This window comes from Pseudomonas sp. GD03944, assembly GCF_029839275.1.
Lineage (GTDB): Bacteria > Pseudomonadota > Gammaproteobacteria > Pseudomonadales > Pseudomonadaceae > Aquipseudomonas.
In genome coordinates this window covers 105,373-122,573 of sequence record NZ_JAOCAH010000003.1, presented here as the reverse complement: position 1 = coordinate 122,573, position 17,201 = coordinate 105,373, and the positions used below count along the sequence as shown (strand labels likewise).

The 17,201-nt window shown below is 48.7% G+C and carries 18 protein-coding genes; all 18 read right to left on the bottom strand.

Annotated elements, in window-relative coordinates; all coding sequences use genetic code 11:
• Positions 1–36: 36 nt before the first annotated feature.
• The 18 genes from N5C28_RS06560 to N5C28_RS06475 are packed head-to-tail and all read right to left on the bottom strand — an operon-like array spanning position 37 to position 17,115.
• Positions 37–588 (bottom strand): sugar transferase, encoded by a 552-nt coding sequence (locus tag N5C28_RS06560; protein WP_279821179.1) that lies wholly within the window; start codon positions 586–588, stop codon positions 37–39.
• Between the two features lie 14 nt (positions 589–602).
• Positions 603–1,532 carry an NAD-dependent epimerase/dehydratase family protein gene (locus N5C28_RS06555; RefSeq protein ID WP_279821178.1) on the bottom strand — a complete coding sequence of 310 codons (930 nt, stop codon included), beginning with the start codon at positions 1,530–1,532 and terminating at the stop codon, positions 603–605.
• 2 nt (positions 1,533–1,534) lie between these two features.
• Positions 1,535–2,638: a glycosyltransferase family 4 protein gene (locus N5C28_RS06550; RefSeq protein ID WP_279821177.1), complete on the bottom strand. Its 1,104-nt coding sequence runs from the start codon at positions 2,636–2,638 to the stop codon at positions 1,535–1,537.
• Positions 2,639–2,668: 30 nt separating this feature from the next.
• Entirely contained in the window at positions 2,669–3,565 is an 897-nt protein-coding gene (locus N5C28_RS06545) for a glycosyltransferase (RefSeq protein ID WP_279821176.1), read from the bottom strand.
• Between the two features lie 29 nt (positions 3,566–3,594).
• Positions 3,595–4,347, bottom strand: coding sequence for a glycosyltransferase (locus N5C28_RS06540; RefSeq protein ID WP_279821175.1), 753 nt, complete (start codon positions 4,345–4,347; stop codon positions 3,595–3,597).
• On the bottom strand, positions 4,340–5,308 hold the full coding sequence (locus N5C28_RS06535) for a GDP-L-fucose synthase (RefSeq protein WP_279821544.1): 969 nt from the start codon (positions 5,306–5,308) through the stop codon (positions 4,340–4,342). Before N5C28_RS06535 ends, N5C28_RS06540 begins: the two co-directional genes overlap by 8 nt.
• Before the next feature lie 5 nt (positions 5,309–5,313).
• Positions 5,314–6,435 carry a GDP-mannose 4,6-dehydratase gene (gene gmd, locus N5C28_RS06530; RefSeq protein WP_279821174.1) on the bottom strand — a complete coding sequence of 374 codons (1,122 nt, stop codon included), beginning with the start codon at positions 6,433–6,435 and terminating at the stop codon, positions 5,314–5,316.
• Positions 6,432–7,637, bottom strand: coding sequence for a glycosyltransferase family 1 protein (locus N5C28_RS06525; protein ID WP_279821173.1), 1,206 nt, complete (start codon positions 7,635–7,637; stop codon positions 6,432–6,434). Before N5C28_RS06525 ends, gmd begins: the two co-directional genes overlap by 4 nt.
• Positions 7,634–8,398 carry a class I SAM-dependent methyltransferase gene (locus N5C28_RS06520; RefSeq protein ID WP_279821172.1) on the bottom strand — a complete coding sequence of 255 codons (765 nt, stop codon included), beginning with the start codon at positions 8,396–8,398 and terminating at the stop codon, positions 7,634–7,636. The genes N5C28_RS06525 and N5C28_RS06520 overlap by 4 nt, the downstream gene beginning before the upstream one ends.
• A gap of 4 nt (positions 8,399–8,402) precedes the next feature.
• A complete protein-coding gene (locus N5C28_RS06515; RefSeq protein WP_279821171.1) occupies positions 8,403–9,521 on the bottom strand; it encodes a DegT/DnrJ/EryC1/StrS family aminotransferase in 1,119 nt (372 codons plus the stop codon).
• Position 9,522: 1 nt separating this feature from the next.
• Positions 9,523–9,951 carry a hypothetical protein gene (locus tag N5C28_RS06510; RefSeq protein WP_279821170.1) on the bottom strand — a complete coding sequence of 143 codons (429 nt, stop codon included), beginning with the start codon at positions 9,949–9,951 and terminating at the stop codon, positions 9,523–9,525.
• Between the two features lie 13 nt (positions 9,952–9,964).
• The gene (locus tag N5C28_RS06505) at positions 9,965–10,945 is read right to left on the bottom strand and encodes a glycosyltransferase family 2 protein (RefSeq protein ID WP_279821169.1); all 981 of its coding nucleotides are present in this window, start codon (positions 10,943–10,945) and stop codon (positions 9,965–9,967) included.
• Positions 10,942–11,556, bottom strand: a complete 615-nt coding sequence (locus N5C28_RS06500) for a class I SAM-dependent methyltransferase (RefSeq protein ID WP_279821168.1) — start codon at positions 11,554–11,556, stop codon at positions 10,942–10,944. Before N5C28_RS06500 ends, N5C28_RS06505 begins: the two co-directional genes overlap by 4 nt.
• Positions 11,553–12,107 (bottom strand): acyltransferase, encoded by a 555-nt coding sequence (locus tag N5C28_RS06495; RefSeq protein WP_279821167.1) that lies wholly within the window; start codon positions 12,105–12,107, stop codon positions 11,553–11,555. The genes N5C28_RS06500 and N5C28_RS06495 overlap by 4 nt, the downstream gene beginning before the upstream one ends.
• The gene (locus tag N5C28_RS06490; RefSeq protein WP_279821166.1) at positions 12,085–13,500 is read right to left on the bottom strand and encodes a lipopolysaccharide biosynthesis protein; all 1,416 of its coding nucleotides are present in this window, start codon (positions 13,498–13,500) and stop codon (positions 12,085–12,087) included. Before N5C28_RS06490 ends, N5C28_RS06495 begins: the two co-directional genes overlap by 23 nt.
• Complete coding sequence (locus N5C28_RS06485) at positions 13,497–14,504, bottom strand: NAD-dependent epimerase (RefSeq protein ID WP_279821165.1); 1,008 nt, start codon at positions 14,502–14,504, stop codon at positions 13,497–13,499. The genes N5C28_RS06490 and N5C28_RS06485 overlap by 4 nt, the downstream gene beginning before the upstream one ends.
• Complete coding sequence (locus N5C28_RS06480) at positions 14,501–15,670, bottom strand: nucleotide sugar dehydrogenase (protein ID WP_279821164.1); 1,170 nt, start codon at positions 15,668–15,670, stop codon at positions 14,501–14,503. The genes N5C28_RS06485 and N5C28_RS06480 overlap by 4 nt, the downstream gene beginning before the upstream one ends.
• Positions 15,667–17,115, bottom strand: a complete 1,449-nt coding sequence (locus N5C28_RS06475) for a mannose-1-phosphate guanylyltransferase/mannose-6-phosphate isomerase (protein ID WP_279821163.1) — start codon at positions 17,113–17,115, stop codon at positions 15,667–15,669. The genes N5C28_RS06480 and N5C28_RS06475 overlap by 4 nt, the downstream gene beginning before the upstream one ends.
• Positions 17,116–17,201 lie beyond the last annotated feature (86 nt).

Sequence of the window (17,201 nt, the reverse complement as noted above, 5' to 3'; positions counted from 1 at the left end):
CTTTAGTCATACCTCCAACCGATACGCTCACTCCAGCTATCGTACCACCCGATCACCACCGCCCTTCCCAAGCGCGGTTTGCACCAGAAGCTGGAAGTACAGGGGCAACGTCATCGAATGGATCATCTTGGCGTCCATCTCTGCGAGTGCCTTTGGCGTCGACATATCGATATGATTGACCTGCGCCAAGCCAGTGACGCCTGGACGTACATCATAGACACCTCGCGCATCGCGCTCAGCAATGAGTTCTTCTTGATTGAAAAGATTCGGCCGTGGTCCGACCAGGCTCATCTCGCCCTTTAGCACGTTCCACAGCTGCGGCAACTCGTCCAGTTTGGTTTTCCGCAAAAAGCTCCCCAGTCGAGTGATCGAAGCAGACGACGCCAGGTGCGTAGCCACAGAAGCCGTGTCAACTGACATTGTCCTGAACTTGACCAATATGAACGGCTTCTTGCCGCGGCCGACGCGTTCTTGTCGGAACAATGGCGAGCCGGTGTCCAGAACGCCAAGCAAATAGATGATAAAAAGCACTGGAAAACCGAACACCAATCCCAGTAGCGAAAAAAAAATATCACACGCACGAATCATCAAGAGCCTCATGTTCACGTAGCAATTCGACTCAGCGCCACTCGAGCGCTAACAGGGGGGGTCCACTCCAACATGTTTCGGGTTTTGCTGATATCGACCTGGAGATCCCCACAAACCTTCTCAACCCGATCACGCTTGCCCAACAAGCCTGCGGCGAATGCCATCAACCCTACGGGCACCGGTATGAGAAAAGCACTGCGATTGAGTGCTTTCGCCACGCATACCAACAGCTCAGTTGTAGAAATGTCTTCCCCATCACCAGCAAGAAATACTTGATTCACTGCCTTGGGGTGAGTGATACAAACATCAATCAGATCGACCAGGTTCTCTAACGCGACCAACGTCCTGCGGTTGTGCACTGCTCCGAGCGGCAATGGAACACCTCGTGAAACCGCACGAACCAACTTTCCAAAATTACCCGGAGCTCCTGCTCCATAAACCAGGGGGGGGCGAATAATCACTACCTCTAACGCAGACTCTGCGGCGAGCGACATAAGTGCCTGCTCGGCCTCCCACTTGGATTGTGCATAGAAGTCTACCGGCGCAGGCTTGTCATCAGCGGTGAGCGGCCTCCCCCCTTGGTAGCCATTAACACCTATCGAACTAATAAAAATCAGCCGCCGAACACCTGCCGCAACAGCCTGCCGAGCGAGGTTCAGCGTGCCATCGACATTGACGGAACGAAAAGCAGCCAAAGCCTCCACAGAAGCTGGCAACGTCAGATGCGCGAGCCCCGCGACATGAACAACAACATCCACCTCGTTGAGCGGCAAACTCCAATCCGTCTCGGCGTTTATGTCACCCACTTCGAAAACTCGTGCAGAGCCACTGACGGTGTAGCCTGCAGTACGTACCGCGACCACCAGATCCAGTTCACGCTGAGAAAAATGCCGCAATAACGCACTGCCGACGAAACCGCTGGCTCCTGTCAACAAAACTCGCATGGTCAGGACAACGCCTCTTCATAAACTGCGATGGTTTTATCCAGCATCAAGGAAAACGTAAATTCGGACTCATATCGATGCCGGCCTGCTTCGCCCATGCGGCGCCTAATGCCGGCATCCGCAAGCAGCAATTCAAGGCGTTCGACCAGCAAAGCAGTGGAATCTCGCTTGACCAGATAACCGGTATTCCCTTCAAGCACAGCCTCCGAGACGCCGCCCACATCGGACGCGATGACCGGCAATCCGGCGCGCATCGCCTCGAGAATCGTCAGCGGCAAACCTTCCCAATGAGATATCAGGACGAATACATCTGACGTCGACAGCCTTGCCGAGACATCAGTACAGGCTCCGGAAAATGTCACGTTGTCGGCAAAACCCAGGTTGGCAGCTAGATCAATCGCAGCCTGCATCTGCGGTCCATCACCAATCAGCTCAAGATGCCAACGCACTGGAGAGATAGACGCAAAGGCACGCAACAAGGCCGCCTGATCTTTAGGCGCTTCGAAACGAGCGACCATAACAAAACGTACGACGTCTCCCGTCGCGGCCCGCTGAGCCCGTATCTCGGCCGGAACATCGGGCATGCCGTTATGCACCACGGCAAGCTGGCTTGATGGCGCAACCCGCTCCGCCAAGGCGAGGCTCCTGTCATAGTCGGAGACAGTAATGATCCGTTTTGCCAGCGGGGCAATGAGTCGTTCGATAACTCGATAAAGGAAGCGACGCCTTGGGGATACGCCCTCGGTAAATGCCCAGCCATGAGCCGTAAATATACAAGGCGCGGTCAGCCCTATAGCGCTAAGGCGCCCAATAATTCCGGCCTTTGAGGAGTGCAAGTGAACCAGATCTGGCTTCAAGCGCTTTAGCACACCATGTAGCTCGAATATCGCCTTAACATCAACAAGCAGGTCGATCTCTCTGATCATATGTTTCAAAGAGATGCACTTTAACGATCGGTCTCGCGCATGCTGCAGAAAAACACCCTGCCCACCAACCAGAATAGTAATGTCATAACCACGAGACTGCAGGCCTGCAGCAAGATCTAGAAGGTGAACACTGGCGCCCCCCATCACATCAGAGCGTGTTATGACAAAGACAACTTTCATAGAAAAACCAAAAAAACCATTAAAGCGCCTTCACTCACGCACACTGGAGATAAATTTTAAAAAGCCTGATCGTTCCAGAATGCTATCCCACATAAATTCAGACGCATCGAAAAAAAAATCATCACTGATACGATTGGAAGAAATATCGACATGGTGCTGCAATTCATCAAGCCATAAAAAGCGCACACCGTGATCGCTAGAAAACTTCGAAGCCCAATGATATTTATTGCTAAAAACAACCAACCCACTCGCCAAGTATTCTAGCGTTTTGGTACTGGTTTGGATGTTAAATGGGTATAGATCCGGCGTGTAATTCAACCCAGCCCACGCTCGACTGTATAGCCTAGGCAGATCATCGCGAGAAACCCTTCCCGCAAACTCGACATTCGCATTCTCACGAAACAGATCATGTACTGAAGCAGCAACCTCACCGACAATAAGAAGCTTATACCCAAGCGCCAATAATCGCTGAAATTCCTCAACCAACCCAGTACGTCCGGCAATAGAACCTGAATAAATTATGTCGAAGTCTGGACAAGCATTTGGCTTCTGAAAAAGCGCGGCATCCACGCCCATATCTCGCAAAATGTAGGGAACGCTTGATCCAAACCCCAAATTCTCTCGAACGACTTCATTCAAGAAAATGCGCCCGCCAGGCTGGCCGTTAACGATTTTCTTTACTGTATCCTTGAGTACCGGCCATGGTGCCACGGAAAGGCTTTGATACTCATGCACCTCAGCAGCACCAGAAGCCTTTCGCCGCCAAAAAGGGCGCAGGCCCATAAAATAAATATTTACTTCGTTGTCAGAACAGAGTTCTTCCTCCGGCGCCAGTTGAACATCGACCTTGGATTGCTCAAGGAATTTCTTGTACGCATAAGCCTCAGGAGTATAAGCATGCTTTTTTAAACCCACACCAACCTTCATCAAACACCTTCCCCTGAGGGCGCGAACAATTAGCTAGCAGCCGGCCAGCCTCGAGCACGAAGCAATTTCAGCGAATACCACGCCAAACGAGCACAGCACAAAATCGTTTGCCCTATGACATTGTGTCCAACCTGGACCTGAACCCGATAAAGCTCCGTAATAGACCCAAGCAGATCATAAGAACTTAATCCACCCGTACCAAAGTAACCAACCACCTTGCGGCTGACTGTGATTGTCGAGCCTCCTTTTATAGCGGCCAGCAAAAATAATTGATCTGCCGCTATAGGATAGCGCCTGGAATAAAATCCAAATTTATCATGCAAGGCTCGATTGATAAGCACGCCTACAGCATGGCTGGAAAAATATGCAAACTGACCTACGCGCCATGCGCTGCCGCGCCCTGCTGTCTTCACATGGCCATCAAAGCTGACAGATGCAGTTACGAAATCAGCATTCGCTGTCAAAGACTCTCTATAGATGCTTATTGCTTCCGGGTACAGCCCATCATCCGCCCCCACGACCAGATAATAATCACCGGAGCTTGCTTTAATCCCTCGATTTAACGCATCGTAAATACCAAAGTCTTCTTGAGAAACAATCTTCAGATTCAAGTCTTTAATCGAACAAAGCAGATCCAAGGTTCCATCGGTCGATGCACCATCCGCAACGACCCACTCAAAATCCTGATCCGTCTGAGCACGCAAAGACGCTACAAGCTCGGGCAAAACATCGACAGCATTGTAGGTGGCGGTAACTATACTGATCGTAGCTCGCTCATTCATAATTGTGAGACTTCAAAAAATCGTTGTATGCTTTTCCAAGCCCTTCTTCCAACTGAACCAGCGGCTGCCAAGCAAGCGATAACAGCTTCGCGCTACTCATCAGTTTGCGCGGAGCGCCATCAGGCTTGGAGGTATCAAAGCGGAGAGTTCCGGAATAACCAACTACCGCAGCAACCAGCTCAGCTACTTCGCGAATACTGTAATCGTGCCCAAATCCCACGTTAATGTGCGAGCACATAGGCGTTACGCACTGTTGCCACCGATCAGTCGACAGGTTCATGACATGAACACTCGCAGCAGCCATATCGTCGACATACAGAAACTCGCGACGTGGTTCGCCAGTACCCCAAACGACCACCTGCTCATCCCCACGCAGCTTGGCCTCGTGAAAACGACGGATAAGCGAGGGAATTACGTGACTATTTTCAGAGTGGTAATTATCGCCGGGGCCATAAAGGTTGGTTGGCATTACGCTGCGATAATCGCGCCCATATTGGCGATTGTAGCTTTCGCACAGCTTGATGCCCGTTATTTTGGCGAGCGCATAGGGTTCATTGGTCGGCTCTAACGGCCCCGTAAGCAAGCTATCCTCGGCCATTGGCTGAGGAGCAAGCCTAGGATAAATACAGGACGACCCCAAAAAGAGCAGTTTCTGTACATCTGCGACATGCGCGCTGTGAGTGATATTAGCCTCGATCATCAGGTTTTCATAAATGAACTCAGCTGGGTAAGAATGGTTGGCATGGATGCCGCCTACCTTGGCTGCCGCCATATAGACCTGATCAATACGCTCGTTCTGAAAGAAAGCATCTACAGCCGCCTGACTGCAAAGATCAAGTTCGCTGCGACTACGAGTAACAATATTTTGGTAGCCCAAAGCCATCAGCTGTCGAACAATAGCGGAGCCGACCATGCCTCTATGGCCTGCGACGAAAATACGTGCGTTAAGATCGTCGGACATTCCCATCAGCTCTCCACCGAAACCGGTACATCATGCCCGTGTGCTTTCAATAAAGAATGTCGCTGGGCAGCTTTAAGATCCTCAGCCACCATCTCTGCACACATTTCTTGAACAGTGATTTCCGGGACCCACCCAAGCGACACCTTGGCCTTCGTAGGATCGCCCAGTAGGGTTTCTACCTCAGCTGGGCGGAAATAACGCGGATCGACACGAACAACTACATCGCCAACTTTAAGACCTGGAGCTTTCTGACCCTCGATAGAGGAAACAATCGCAACTTCCTCTACGCCCAATCCCTCGAAGCGCAGAGTAATACCGAGTTCAAGCGCTGACCACTCAATAAACTGACGCACGCTGAACTGTACGCCGGTAGCAATAACAAAGTCTTCAGGCTTCTCCTGTTGGAGCATCAACCACTGCATCCGCACATAATCCTTGGCATGCCCCCAGTCACGCAAAGCGTCGAGATTACCGAGGTATAAGCAATTCTCAAGTCCCTGTGCAATATTGGCTAATCCGCGGGTGATCTTACGTGTGACAAATGTTTCACCACGGCGAGGGCTTTCATGGTTGAAAAGAATGCCGTTACAGGCATACAGGCCATACGCTTCACGGTAGTTAACAGTAATCCAGTAGGCATACAACTTAGCCACAGCATAAGGGCTTCGCGGATAGAATGGAGTCGTCTCTTTCTGAGGTACTTCTTGCACGAGACCATAGAGTTCGCTGGTGGATGCTTGGTAAAAACGGGTCTTTTTCTCCAACCCAAGGATACGTATGGCTTCCAATAACCGCAACGTACCCATAGCATCCACATCGGCGGTGTATTCAGGTGACTCGAAGCTAACAGCTACGTGTGATTGAGCACCTAGGTTATACAATTCGTCCGGCTGAACTTCTTGCAAAATCCGAATAAGATTCGAGGTATCTGTCAAGTCGCCATAATGCAAGCGAAAACGTGCGTGCTCTACATGCGGATCTTGATAGATGTGATCTACACGCTGAGTATTGAACGAAGATGCACGACGCTTAATACCGTGAACTTCGTAGCCTTTTTCCAGGAGAAATTCGGCAAGGTAAGAACCGTCTTGCCCAGTGATGCCAGTGATGAGGGCTTTTTTTGTCATTGCACTGTTCCCCAGCAAGCTCTTCTATTATTAAACACTTCAAGTTTTTCCAAAAGTCTTAATTCAGCGTCGAAACGTAACGCATCTACTTTCTTCAACTGTTCATAACCCGCGGACACAAGCTTTTTTTGAAGATCATTATCGTCGTATATACGCTCTATTGCGCCAGCCAGTTCAAAAGCAGAATCCGGGCTAACACACAACGCACCGTCTCCTACTTGCTCACTTAACAATATAGAGTAAATGACGGGTTTGCCCGCTCCCCACGCTTCAAGAGGCGGTAAATTGGTAGGCCCAAAATAGGTAGGCATTACTAGAGCCTTAGAAAGCGAATACAATCCACGCATGTCTTGTTCATCAACAAAACCTGTAAACAATATCTGATCGGCCACGCCTAACTTTTCCGCTACAGTTTTCACGTGTGCTTTGTTACTCTGCTCACCGCCACAAAAAACAGCTGAATAATACTTTCCTTGCTCTTTCAATAAAGCCAAAGCTTGCACAATTCGAACGTGATTTTTATGTGGCCAGAACTGAGCAGGGTAGAATAAATAATTTTCAGGCAAGCCCATCCGGCGAGACAGGCTCTGTAGATCAACTGAGTTTTGGTTATTAAAAAATGCTGCAGGCTGAAAGGGCATCGCTAGCAGACGACTTGAATCCGTGCCATAACAACGAACAGCTCGGCGACTTAACTCTTCTGAGTCTGTCAATGTTAAAAATGAGCGATTGATAGCATGGCGATACAGATTTTCTCTTCGAACAAACTCTCCATTTTCTGAAACCTCTGGAAACTCTGGATGATCCCGATGGCACAGATCCCAGACAGTTAAAACGTAAGAGAGAGAACGAAATGCGAGCGCATAACTGGAAGGACCAGCAAAATAGGCAAGGTCCACCTGCGCAGCAATCATCTCCCGCTCCAGCTTAGTTACAGGTCGCGTGCGAATGACCAACGAGTCTGTTAATGGAGACGACTGCGCCAACACCATCACTCGCAAACGCTCCAGCAGCCCCCTGCGTACATAGCGCACACTGACTCCCTGCAAAGAGGGATGTGCTGCATTTTCCGCAACGGTTGTAAACACCTCAACAGTCATCCAAGAAGGACATATACGTATCAGCTGCCTGATGGCATTGAGTGCTTGCTGAAAGCCACCACCGCTATGTAGCCGCTGCTCCAAAACGATACCGATCTTCATTTTTTTCTCAACACCGAGAATCCTGCCCAAGAGTTTGACGACGGAGCTGTCGCTCCCAGCCACTCTCGGTGATGAATCACCTCAAAGCCATGAAGCTCAGCGAACAATTCTATTTCTGGCAGAAACAGATATCGCATGCGATGAGTCTCTCGGATGATCTCAGTAGTGTCATCTGCCTTTACGAAAGTTTCGTAGTTTACTTCTACAACACATTGCTGCTCGTTTACTTGAGACTCAGCAATACGCAAAATGGAAAAATCGTTATCCTGTAGCCGTTTGATCCTTGTCTCCGGGCGCTGAGTGAGCACCGCAGGGCCATACCAATAATCAAAGATTAGTATCCCGTCTCTCTCAAGGTGAACATTCGCTGTGGCAAATGCAGCCTGCAAGTCTGTGTTGTCTGTTTGATAACTAAAAACATGAAAAAGAGAGAGCACCACATCGAATTTCCGGCCAGCTCGGTAGCTCCGTACATCACCAACAGAAAAATTCAAGCGCTCACGTAATTCGGAGGATAACGAGTCTCGCCTTTTCGATGCGGTAGCAAGCATCGTTTCGCTAAGGTCGATACCATGCACTTCATACCCAGCCTCAGCAAAAAGCTGAGCATGAATGCCTGTACCGCAACCCATCTCGAATACAGATGTTTTACCGTCTGCGTGAGCACGCAATACCGAAAGTACGAACTCTGCCTCGCCACGATAATCCTTATCTCGGTAAAGCAGGTCATAATAGCGGGCATATTGATCAAAAACTTTCATTGCATCAAATATCCATAAGCTCGCGAACGGATTCAATGACTCTAACCTGTTGCTCCTGAGTCAACCCCAAACCGCTAGGAATATAGAAGCCTCGTCGAGCGAGATTCTCGGAAACAGGGTAATGTTCGCCACTAAAAAGCCCCATTTTTTTGAATACGGGCTGCTCATGCATCGACCAGAAAAATGGACGTGTCCCCACCCCCATCTTACCAAGACGCCCCATGGCCTCTTCTGCATCAAACGGAACATTGGCATCAAGCACCATGCCGAAGACCCAATAAATATTTTCGGCATAAACGGTACTTGCCAGAGGTAATTGCAAGCCAGCAACATTAGACAGACCGGCCTGATAGCTCGCCCCCATCTCGCGCTTGCGTAGTACGAACTCCGGAAGCCGTTCAAGCTGAGCAACACCTAAAGCGGCCTGCAAATTCGTCATACGCAGATTCCACCCCAAACGCTCATGAACAAAACGCTTTTGAGGCTGGAAACACAGGTTGCGTAAACTACGGCACTCATCAGCCAAGCGGTCGTCATTCGTGACGATCATTCCGCCTTCACCAGTAGTAATGTGTTTGTTCGGATAGAAACTAAAAATGCTGACATCTCCGAAACTACCACAAGGACGCCCTTTGTAGGTCTGCCCGTGCATTTCAGCTGCATCTTCAATAACTTTCAATCCGTGATCTTGAGCAATTTTTAATAACGGATCCATATCGACCGGCAAGCCGTATATATGAACGACCATAATTGCTCTGGTTCGAGAAGTAACTTTCTCTTCAACTTGGTTAATATCCATATTCCAGGTCAACGGATCACTGTCAACCAGAACCGGTACCAAACCGGAGCGAACAATCTGACTAATACAAGAAATGATGGCAAATGTTGGCAATATAATCTCGTCACCAGACACCAACCCCAGTGCCTCTATCGCAGCATCTATAGCAGCAGTACCATTGGAAACAGCAATTGCATGCGTACGCCCGACGCTGATAGCAAACTCGTCTTCGAAACGCTTGATGAAAGGTCCTTCGGAAGAAATCCATCCAGTATCAATACATTCTGTTAGATACTTTTTTTCATTACCATTCAAGAGAGGTTCATTAACGGGAATAAAAGCCATGTTATTTCAACCTCACCTGGTCAATCGATATTGGATCGAAGCGCGTTTTATCCGCTTCACCCGCATAGGGCCCTTGCTTGACTTCAATAATTTCACTTGCCTCAAGCATCTCAAATCCATGTCCACCAAAGGCCAGCAGTATCACATCCCCCTGAAAAAGGGTTCGACTTTCAAGATAATTCTGATCTTCGTCATAAAAATCAACGCGAACACGACCCGTCTTGATAAACAATACTTCCTTGGTATATTGAACTTCACGCGGCACGGCATTATGGACATGTGGAGGAATTACATATCCCTCTGGACGATTCATGTAACCCAGTTGCTGCGAGTAATCACCGGGGGTAAAAAAATGAATACCCTCCTCCCGATAATCTGCACGCAGCAGAAGGGCAAGCATTTTTCCATCCCAGACAATTTTCTCTATCATGGGTCGCATATCCTTAATAATAAACTGAGCGGTGCACCCAAGCGCGAACCTCTGGGTCTTCGCGATAGGCTTTCTGGTGATAGGAAAAACCGGCTTTATGCCCTTTTTTCAGTTCCGCCAACGCCATTCTAAGATCTCTACCGCTCATTAGATCACTAATTTTACGGACAGCGAACCCGGCAGCTCTTCGAAAAAAAATGACCATTGACTTGGGGGCTACGTCAGGCTGATTTTCTCGCAAACTTGTAAATGAATCAGAAACGCCTTGACTATACCCGCGCTGATAAAAATAGCGGAATGTCATCCGCTCCGGCGTAACTTTGTGAAATACCGAAGCACCTGGGTGGAATACACACCTCATTTTCGAATTTTCAACAAAACGCGAAACGTGAGTTTCTCCGTCGCCACGAAAACGGATAAGTTCTTGAGGCATTCCGTCGGGGTGAAATCCTCCAGCCTGGAGCAGAACATCTTTACGAATTGAAAAATTACAGCCCCAAACTAAATAAGGTGAAATATCCCCGGGAACACGGGTGAACTCAATAACACTCAACGACGGAATGAAATGATAACCTTGAGCATCAGAGCGCTGCCAAAGCCGCTTTAGCCAAAGAGGCGGCTCTTCAAGAAATTTCGGATAGTTATTTCCTCCGACCATCGCCACATCTGCATCTTGAAAAGCCTCAGCAATACTCTCCAACCAAGTAGGCAGCGCCTCGATATCATCATCAGCGAAGACGAGTATCTCTCCCCTGGCGGACAACATTCCTGCATGACGCCCATTGTGCAAACCAGGCTCTGGCGTATAGATACCTACCAAGTTACGAATATGGCCTTGATAACTCTCAATTACGCTTGACGTTGCATCCGTCGACCCGTTATCAACCACTATGACTTCAAATGCAGAGCTGTCTAAACTTTGAGAGGAAATAGACTCCAGCGCCTGCGCCAACAGGTCAGCACGGTTTCGTGTAGGGATAATAACGGAGATCATGGATTCTTCGCCAATACGCCCCACCACATATTCGGTAGGCTTTCATGCTGCTCAACGAGCGGCATCACATCTTCGTGAACAACACGCTGTACTCCTTCAGCCCAGCCATAATCATGGAAAATGACAACAGCTCCTGGTTTTAAAAAAACCTTATAATATTCCCAATCAGCTTTTGCACCTTCGTACGAATGATCGCCATCGATAAAAAGCAAATCAAGCTCAGAAACAGTCGACCGAACAACTTCAACGACCTGTGTACTATATCCGCGAACTGGAACTATTTTTCTAGAATATTTTTCCGTATTCTTCTTGAACTCACTCCACGTATCACGATGCCCCTCCGTCATAGCATCATTGTTCCATGTATCCACACATAGAATCCGAGCAGCTTGATCATCCTTTACAGCAGCCCCAAAACAACATGCCGAAGCGCCAATATAAGAGCCAATCTCGCATATATTACGCTTACCTAAAGCCAACTTATTAAGCGCAATACGTTCCTTCATAGTGAGATGTGATTCAACTCCAAAAGCACTAATCAAGCGTGGATGCCGCATCATATAAAGCAGCTTTTTTACTTTACCCTTAACTTGCGAAAAGGAGAATTTCATACAGTCCCTCTTTCACTGACTTTTTTTGCAGGAACACCTACATAAACTCCGCTGGCAGAAAGCGTTCGGTTTACTACCGCGCCTGCACCAATAACACTACCTCGCCCTACTATTACACCATCTAGCACACGAACACCTGCACCGAACCAAACGTCATCTTCTACGCATATCCCTTTCATTGTTTCGCCTTGCTGATAAATAAACAAATCGGGATCAGAAAAGTTATGGTTAGATGGTATAAACACCGAATGTGTCGCAATGCGCACACCGTTCCCTATCAACAATCCGCCATGCCCATAAAGAACACAGTATGGATTAACAGAGCAGTTTTTTCCGATACTTATCTTGCCGCCATAGGCCCGCAAAATTACTCCTTTATCAATGAAGCAACCTTCGGCGATAGAAATTTCTCCGCCCATACAAGAAACCTCTGCGCTCCACTTCACATGAGCCGACCAAGAGACCTGAACTCCCTGCAAACGTAAAACCAACACCCTTGCAAGAGAAGAAAACTGTATAAACCTGCCCTTAATTCTTTCGAAAATACGCATTATACATCCAAGCAAAAATCTCACTATATGCACCCCGATTCATATGACATATAAACACAAACAAAGAAAAAGCCATGATGATTGAGACTATAGCACCTATCCAAGCAGCATCAAAAAAGTGCTCTACAAAAATCAAGCACGTTAGCGATACCGAAAAGATCGCTATATATCTGATAAAAAACCAAGATTCTATGCCCAGGCATTTATGTGCCAGTACCGCATGAATTAAGCTTCCGAAGGCAACAACACAAAGAAGCCGAGCATAAAGAAAAGCCTCCAATCCATACTCAACAGAAAAAATATACGCAGGAAGAAACACAGCAACACCTATGGCCATAGGGTAGACCTCGTACTGAGGAGAACCAGCCGCCCTATAGGCTTCGGAATTTGCCACAAACAAACAAGATAGTCCCTGAGCCAAAGCAATAACACCTATTACTTGGCCGACTCCCGCCCATACATCTTCAAAGAATAGGGATTCTGCCCAATTTGAAATACCGTATATAAAAAAGCCCAAAGGGAGAAAAATCCCGCCTAAAACATTAACAATTTTTCTCAATGAAAGTGAAATATCTTGCTTCGCCTCACGAACGAGCCAGGAATAAAAAACAGGAAGTACAGGCGCAGAAACGATTGCATAACCATATATAACCAATAAACTACCAACACGATAAAGGCCAAGCTCGTGGCCGCCTAAAAAAGCGCCAACTATTAGAGCGTCGGCCCACTGGTAAAACCAAGCTAGAAATCCGGCTAATCCCACCCAAGAGCCAAATCGCACCATATCTCGAGTGACATCACTTTTAAAAATTAGCCTGGGCCTCCAAGTGCTAATGCTCCAGAGCATAACAACTTGAACAAGCTGTCCAGCCAAGGTACCCATCACTAAAGCCCAATACCCCCAACCGTACCAAGCCAATGGAACCGATGCCATTCCTGGTAGAATAACGGTGGCAAAACGCACCCAAAATAATTTTTTAAAGCTCATTTCCTTCTGTAATAAAGCAATTTGCACAGAACATAATGCACCAAAAATAATCTGCACAGTCATTGCTTTTAAGACAGCGGTTACTCGATCGTCCTGGAAAAAAGATAGCGCTATTGAACTTGAAAAGCCATACAGTGTAATAGCGATTACGACCCCTAGGCCAACATTTATCCAAAAAGCTGAATTAGCCGCAACAGCCAATTCTGTTTGTTGCCGAATCAGAGCTTTACTCATTCCTGCTTCCCAAAATATCTGAGAGAACGCAACAACCATCATTGCGGCAGTCATAACACCAAAATCTTCTGGCGTAAGAAACCATGCTAAGACAATAAACAGCAATGGTTGAACAAGTTTAGTCGCAAACTCCGCAAGAAACGACCACTTCAGGGCATTAACAAAGCTCATGAGCTTATATAATTCCTGTACCAACCCACCCAAGACTTAATACCATCCGCCAACGCAGTCTTAGGCTCGAACCCCACAGCAGAATTAATAGCATCTATATCTGCATATGTAGCAAGCACATCTCCATTTTGCATTGGCAGATAGTTTTTTACCGCCTCAATACCAAGCACGCCCTCAAGGAGCTCTATAAAATCCATAAGCTCAACTGGCGTATGGTTTCCAATATTGTAAATTCGATAAGGCGCATGACTTACTGATGAGCCAAACTCATTGGAAACCTTCTGTGGCTTTGGTGAAGGAACTTGATCAAGCACGCATACTGTGCCATCGACTATATCGTCGATATAAGTAAAATCCCGAAGCATCTTGCCATGATTAAATACATCAATAGGTCGCCCCTCTAGGATCGCAGAGGTAAATAGCCAAGGCGCCATATCAGGCCTACCCCAAGGGCCATACACTGTAAAATATCGCAATCCTGTCACTGGCAACTCGTATAGATGACTATAACTGTGCGCCATTAACTCATTAGATTTTTTCGTAGCCGCATACAAGGAAACGGGATAATCCACATTGTCGCTTACAGAAAATGGAATTTTTTTGTTCGCGCCATAGACACTGGAAGAGCTTGCGTATACTAGGTGCTCCACTCCGTTATGCCTGCAGCCTTCTAAAATATTGACAAAGCCAACCAAATTACTTTGAACATAGGCATTTGGATTTTTCAGCGAATAGCGAACCCCGGCCTGAGCTGCCAAGTTAACAACCCGTTCCGGCCTTACATCAGAAAAAACCTTGCTTAGAAAGGCAACATCGGCGATATCTCCTTTATAGAAGAAAAATGCCTCATATTGTTCAAGTTGCTTCAGTCGCGCCTGCTTTAGTTGGGGATCATAATAGTCATTCAGATTGTCGACGCCAAAAACCTCATCACCTCGTTCGAGCAGCCGCTTTGCTACATGCATTCCGATGAAGCCAGCAGCTCCTGTTACCAAGACCTTCATGCGTCTCCTCCAAACAGATCGCGCGTATAGACCTTATCAGCTACGTCATTGAGCACTGCATTGCAACGATTGGCGATGATGATATCCGCCTCTGCCTTAAATGCCGCCAAATCCCTCATAACTCGAGAGCGATAGAACTCTGCATCCGCAAGTGCAGGTTCAAAGATTATGACGTCTATACCTTTGGCCTTGAGACGCTTCATAATGCCCTGGATGGCAGATGCGCGGAAATTGTCGCTGCCAGCCTTCATAACCAGCCTGTAAATCCCTACCGTTTTCGGATTACGTCGCAGAATATCTTCTGCAATAAAATCCTTGCGGGTAGTGTTTGCTTCAACAATCGCGTGAATCAGGTTCTGCGGTACGTCTTGGTAGTTAGCCAGCAGCTGCTTTGTATCTTTGGGGAGGCAATACCCGCCATAGCCAAAACTGGGATTGTTGTAGTGGCTACCTATACGCGCATCCAGACACACACCGTCAATGATTTGACGAGTATCCAGGCCGTGTGTAAGCGCATAGGTGTCTAGCTCATTGAAAAAAGCTACACGCATTGCTAGGTAGGTATTCGCAAATAACTTGATTGCTTCCGCCTCGGTGCTATCAGTGAATAGCACAGGTACACCCTGCTTAACCGCGCCCTGCTGCAGGAGCCCTGCAAACACCTCCGCCCTGCTCGAGCGCTCACCTACAACTATTCGGCCAGGGTATAGGTTGTCGTACAGCGCCTTCCCCTCACGTAAAAACTCTGGGGAGAAAATAAGGTTCTCAGTATCCAGAGCCTGCCGAGTTCGCTCGGTATAGCCCACGGGAACAGTGGACTTGATCACCATCACTGCCCTGGGGTTGATGGCAACGACATCACGGACAACCGCCTCAATGGACTGCGTATTGAAGTAATTGGTCTTCGGGTCGTAGTCCGTCGGCGTCGCAATGATGACGAAGTCAGCGCCGTCATAGGCTTCATTCTTATTGAGCGTCGCTCGGAAGTTGAGTGACTTGTTATCCAGGAACTCCTGAATCTCCGCATCTTCGATGGGCGATTGACGACGGTTCAGCAAGTCAACCTTTTCAGGGACGAGATCCACAGCTACGACTTCGTTGTGCTGTGCCAGCAGAACGGCATTGGCCAGGCCGACGTAACCAAGGCCAGCGATGGCGATTTTCAATGACTTCTCCCGTACTGGTCATCAAAACGCACGATGTCGTCCTCGCCCAGGTAGCTGCCAGACTGCACTTCAATGATCTCCAGGGGGATACTGCCGGGGTTGGAAAGGCGATGAATGTCGCCCAAGGGAATGTAGGTGCTCTGATTTTCGCTGAGTAACAGCGTTTCACTGCCCCGAGTGATTTCTGCTGTGCCCTGAACAACGACCCAGTGCTCGGCGCGATGGTGATGTTTCTGCAGACTCAAGCTGGCTTTGGGGTTGACCTGGATGCGCTTGACCTTGAAGCGCCCCCCCTCGTCGATGCTGTCATACCAGCCCCAAGGACGATGAACCTTCCGGTGGAGGCTGAGTTCTTCCCGAGACTGCTGATTGAGCAGACTCACGATCTGCTTGACCTCCTGGCAACGGCTTCTGTCCGCGACCAGAACGGCGTCTGCCGTTTCAATCACCACCAGATTCTCCACGCCGACCAATGCCACCAGGCGGCTGTTGGCATGCACAAGCGAATTACGGCTTTCGGTTATCAGCACATCACCCTTGAGCGCATTGCCGCCCTCCTCTTTGGGCGATACGTTCCAGACGGCATCCCATGCACCCAGATCGCTCCAGCCGGCATCCAAGGGCACCATCTTGATCGGGAAACTACTGCCGGGGCATTTTTCCATGACGGCGTAGTCGACAGACTCACTGGGGATCGCCGAAAAAGCCTCACTCTCAGGACGAATAAATGCGCCGTCTATTCGCTTATTTGCCCAGGCGGCCAAGGTCGCCTGAAAAATATCGGGCCGAAAGGACTCCAAGGCCTGCAGCCACACGGACGCCTTGAGCACGAACAGACCGGCGTTCCAGTAATAGCCACCTTCATCCAGATAGGCCTGAGCGGTGTCCCTGTCGGGCTTCTCTACAAAGCGCTCGACTGCGGCTACAGCCTCTTCGGAGGCACTCACTTTGATATAGCCGTAGCCGGTTTCAGGCTTGTCGGGGGTAATACCTAGGATGACGATATTTCCCTTATCCGCCGACTCAACGGCTTGGCGCACCGCACGGCAAAAGGCGTCGTCATCATTGATGGCCTGATCAGCGGGTGTGACGACAAGGACTGGATCATCCCCTGCATCACGCGCAGCCAGAGCGGCCAGCGTCAGCGCAGGAGCAGTATTACGCCCATTGGGCTCAAGCAGGAAAGTGGCTCGATCAACCCTCAGCTCTCGCAACTGCTCCTGGGCTAAAAAGCGATGCTCTTCATTGCAGACGATGTAGGGCATGCAAGGAGAAGCCTCGGCCTCGCCTACACCGAGAAGGCGCTTGATGGACTGCTGAAACAGACTGTCATTGCCGACCAGGGAGAGAAACTGCTTGGGAAATCCTGCGCGCGATAAGGGCCATAAACGCGTACCTGCGCCACCACACAAGACGACGGGCTGAACGGGAGTAGCTGGTTTCATGAGACATTGAACCTGTTGTGATGGGTACTCATCAGCTGATGACGACACCGATTCCATTCCGGGCCCCATCAAGTTCCAAACGAAAA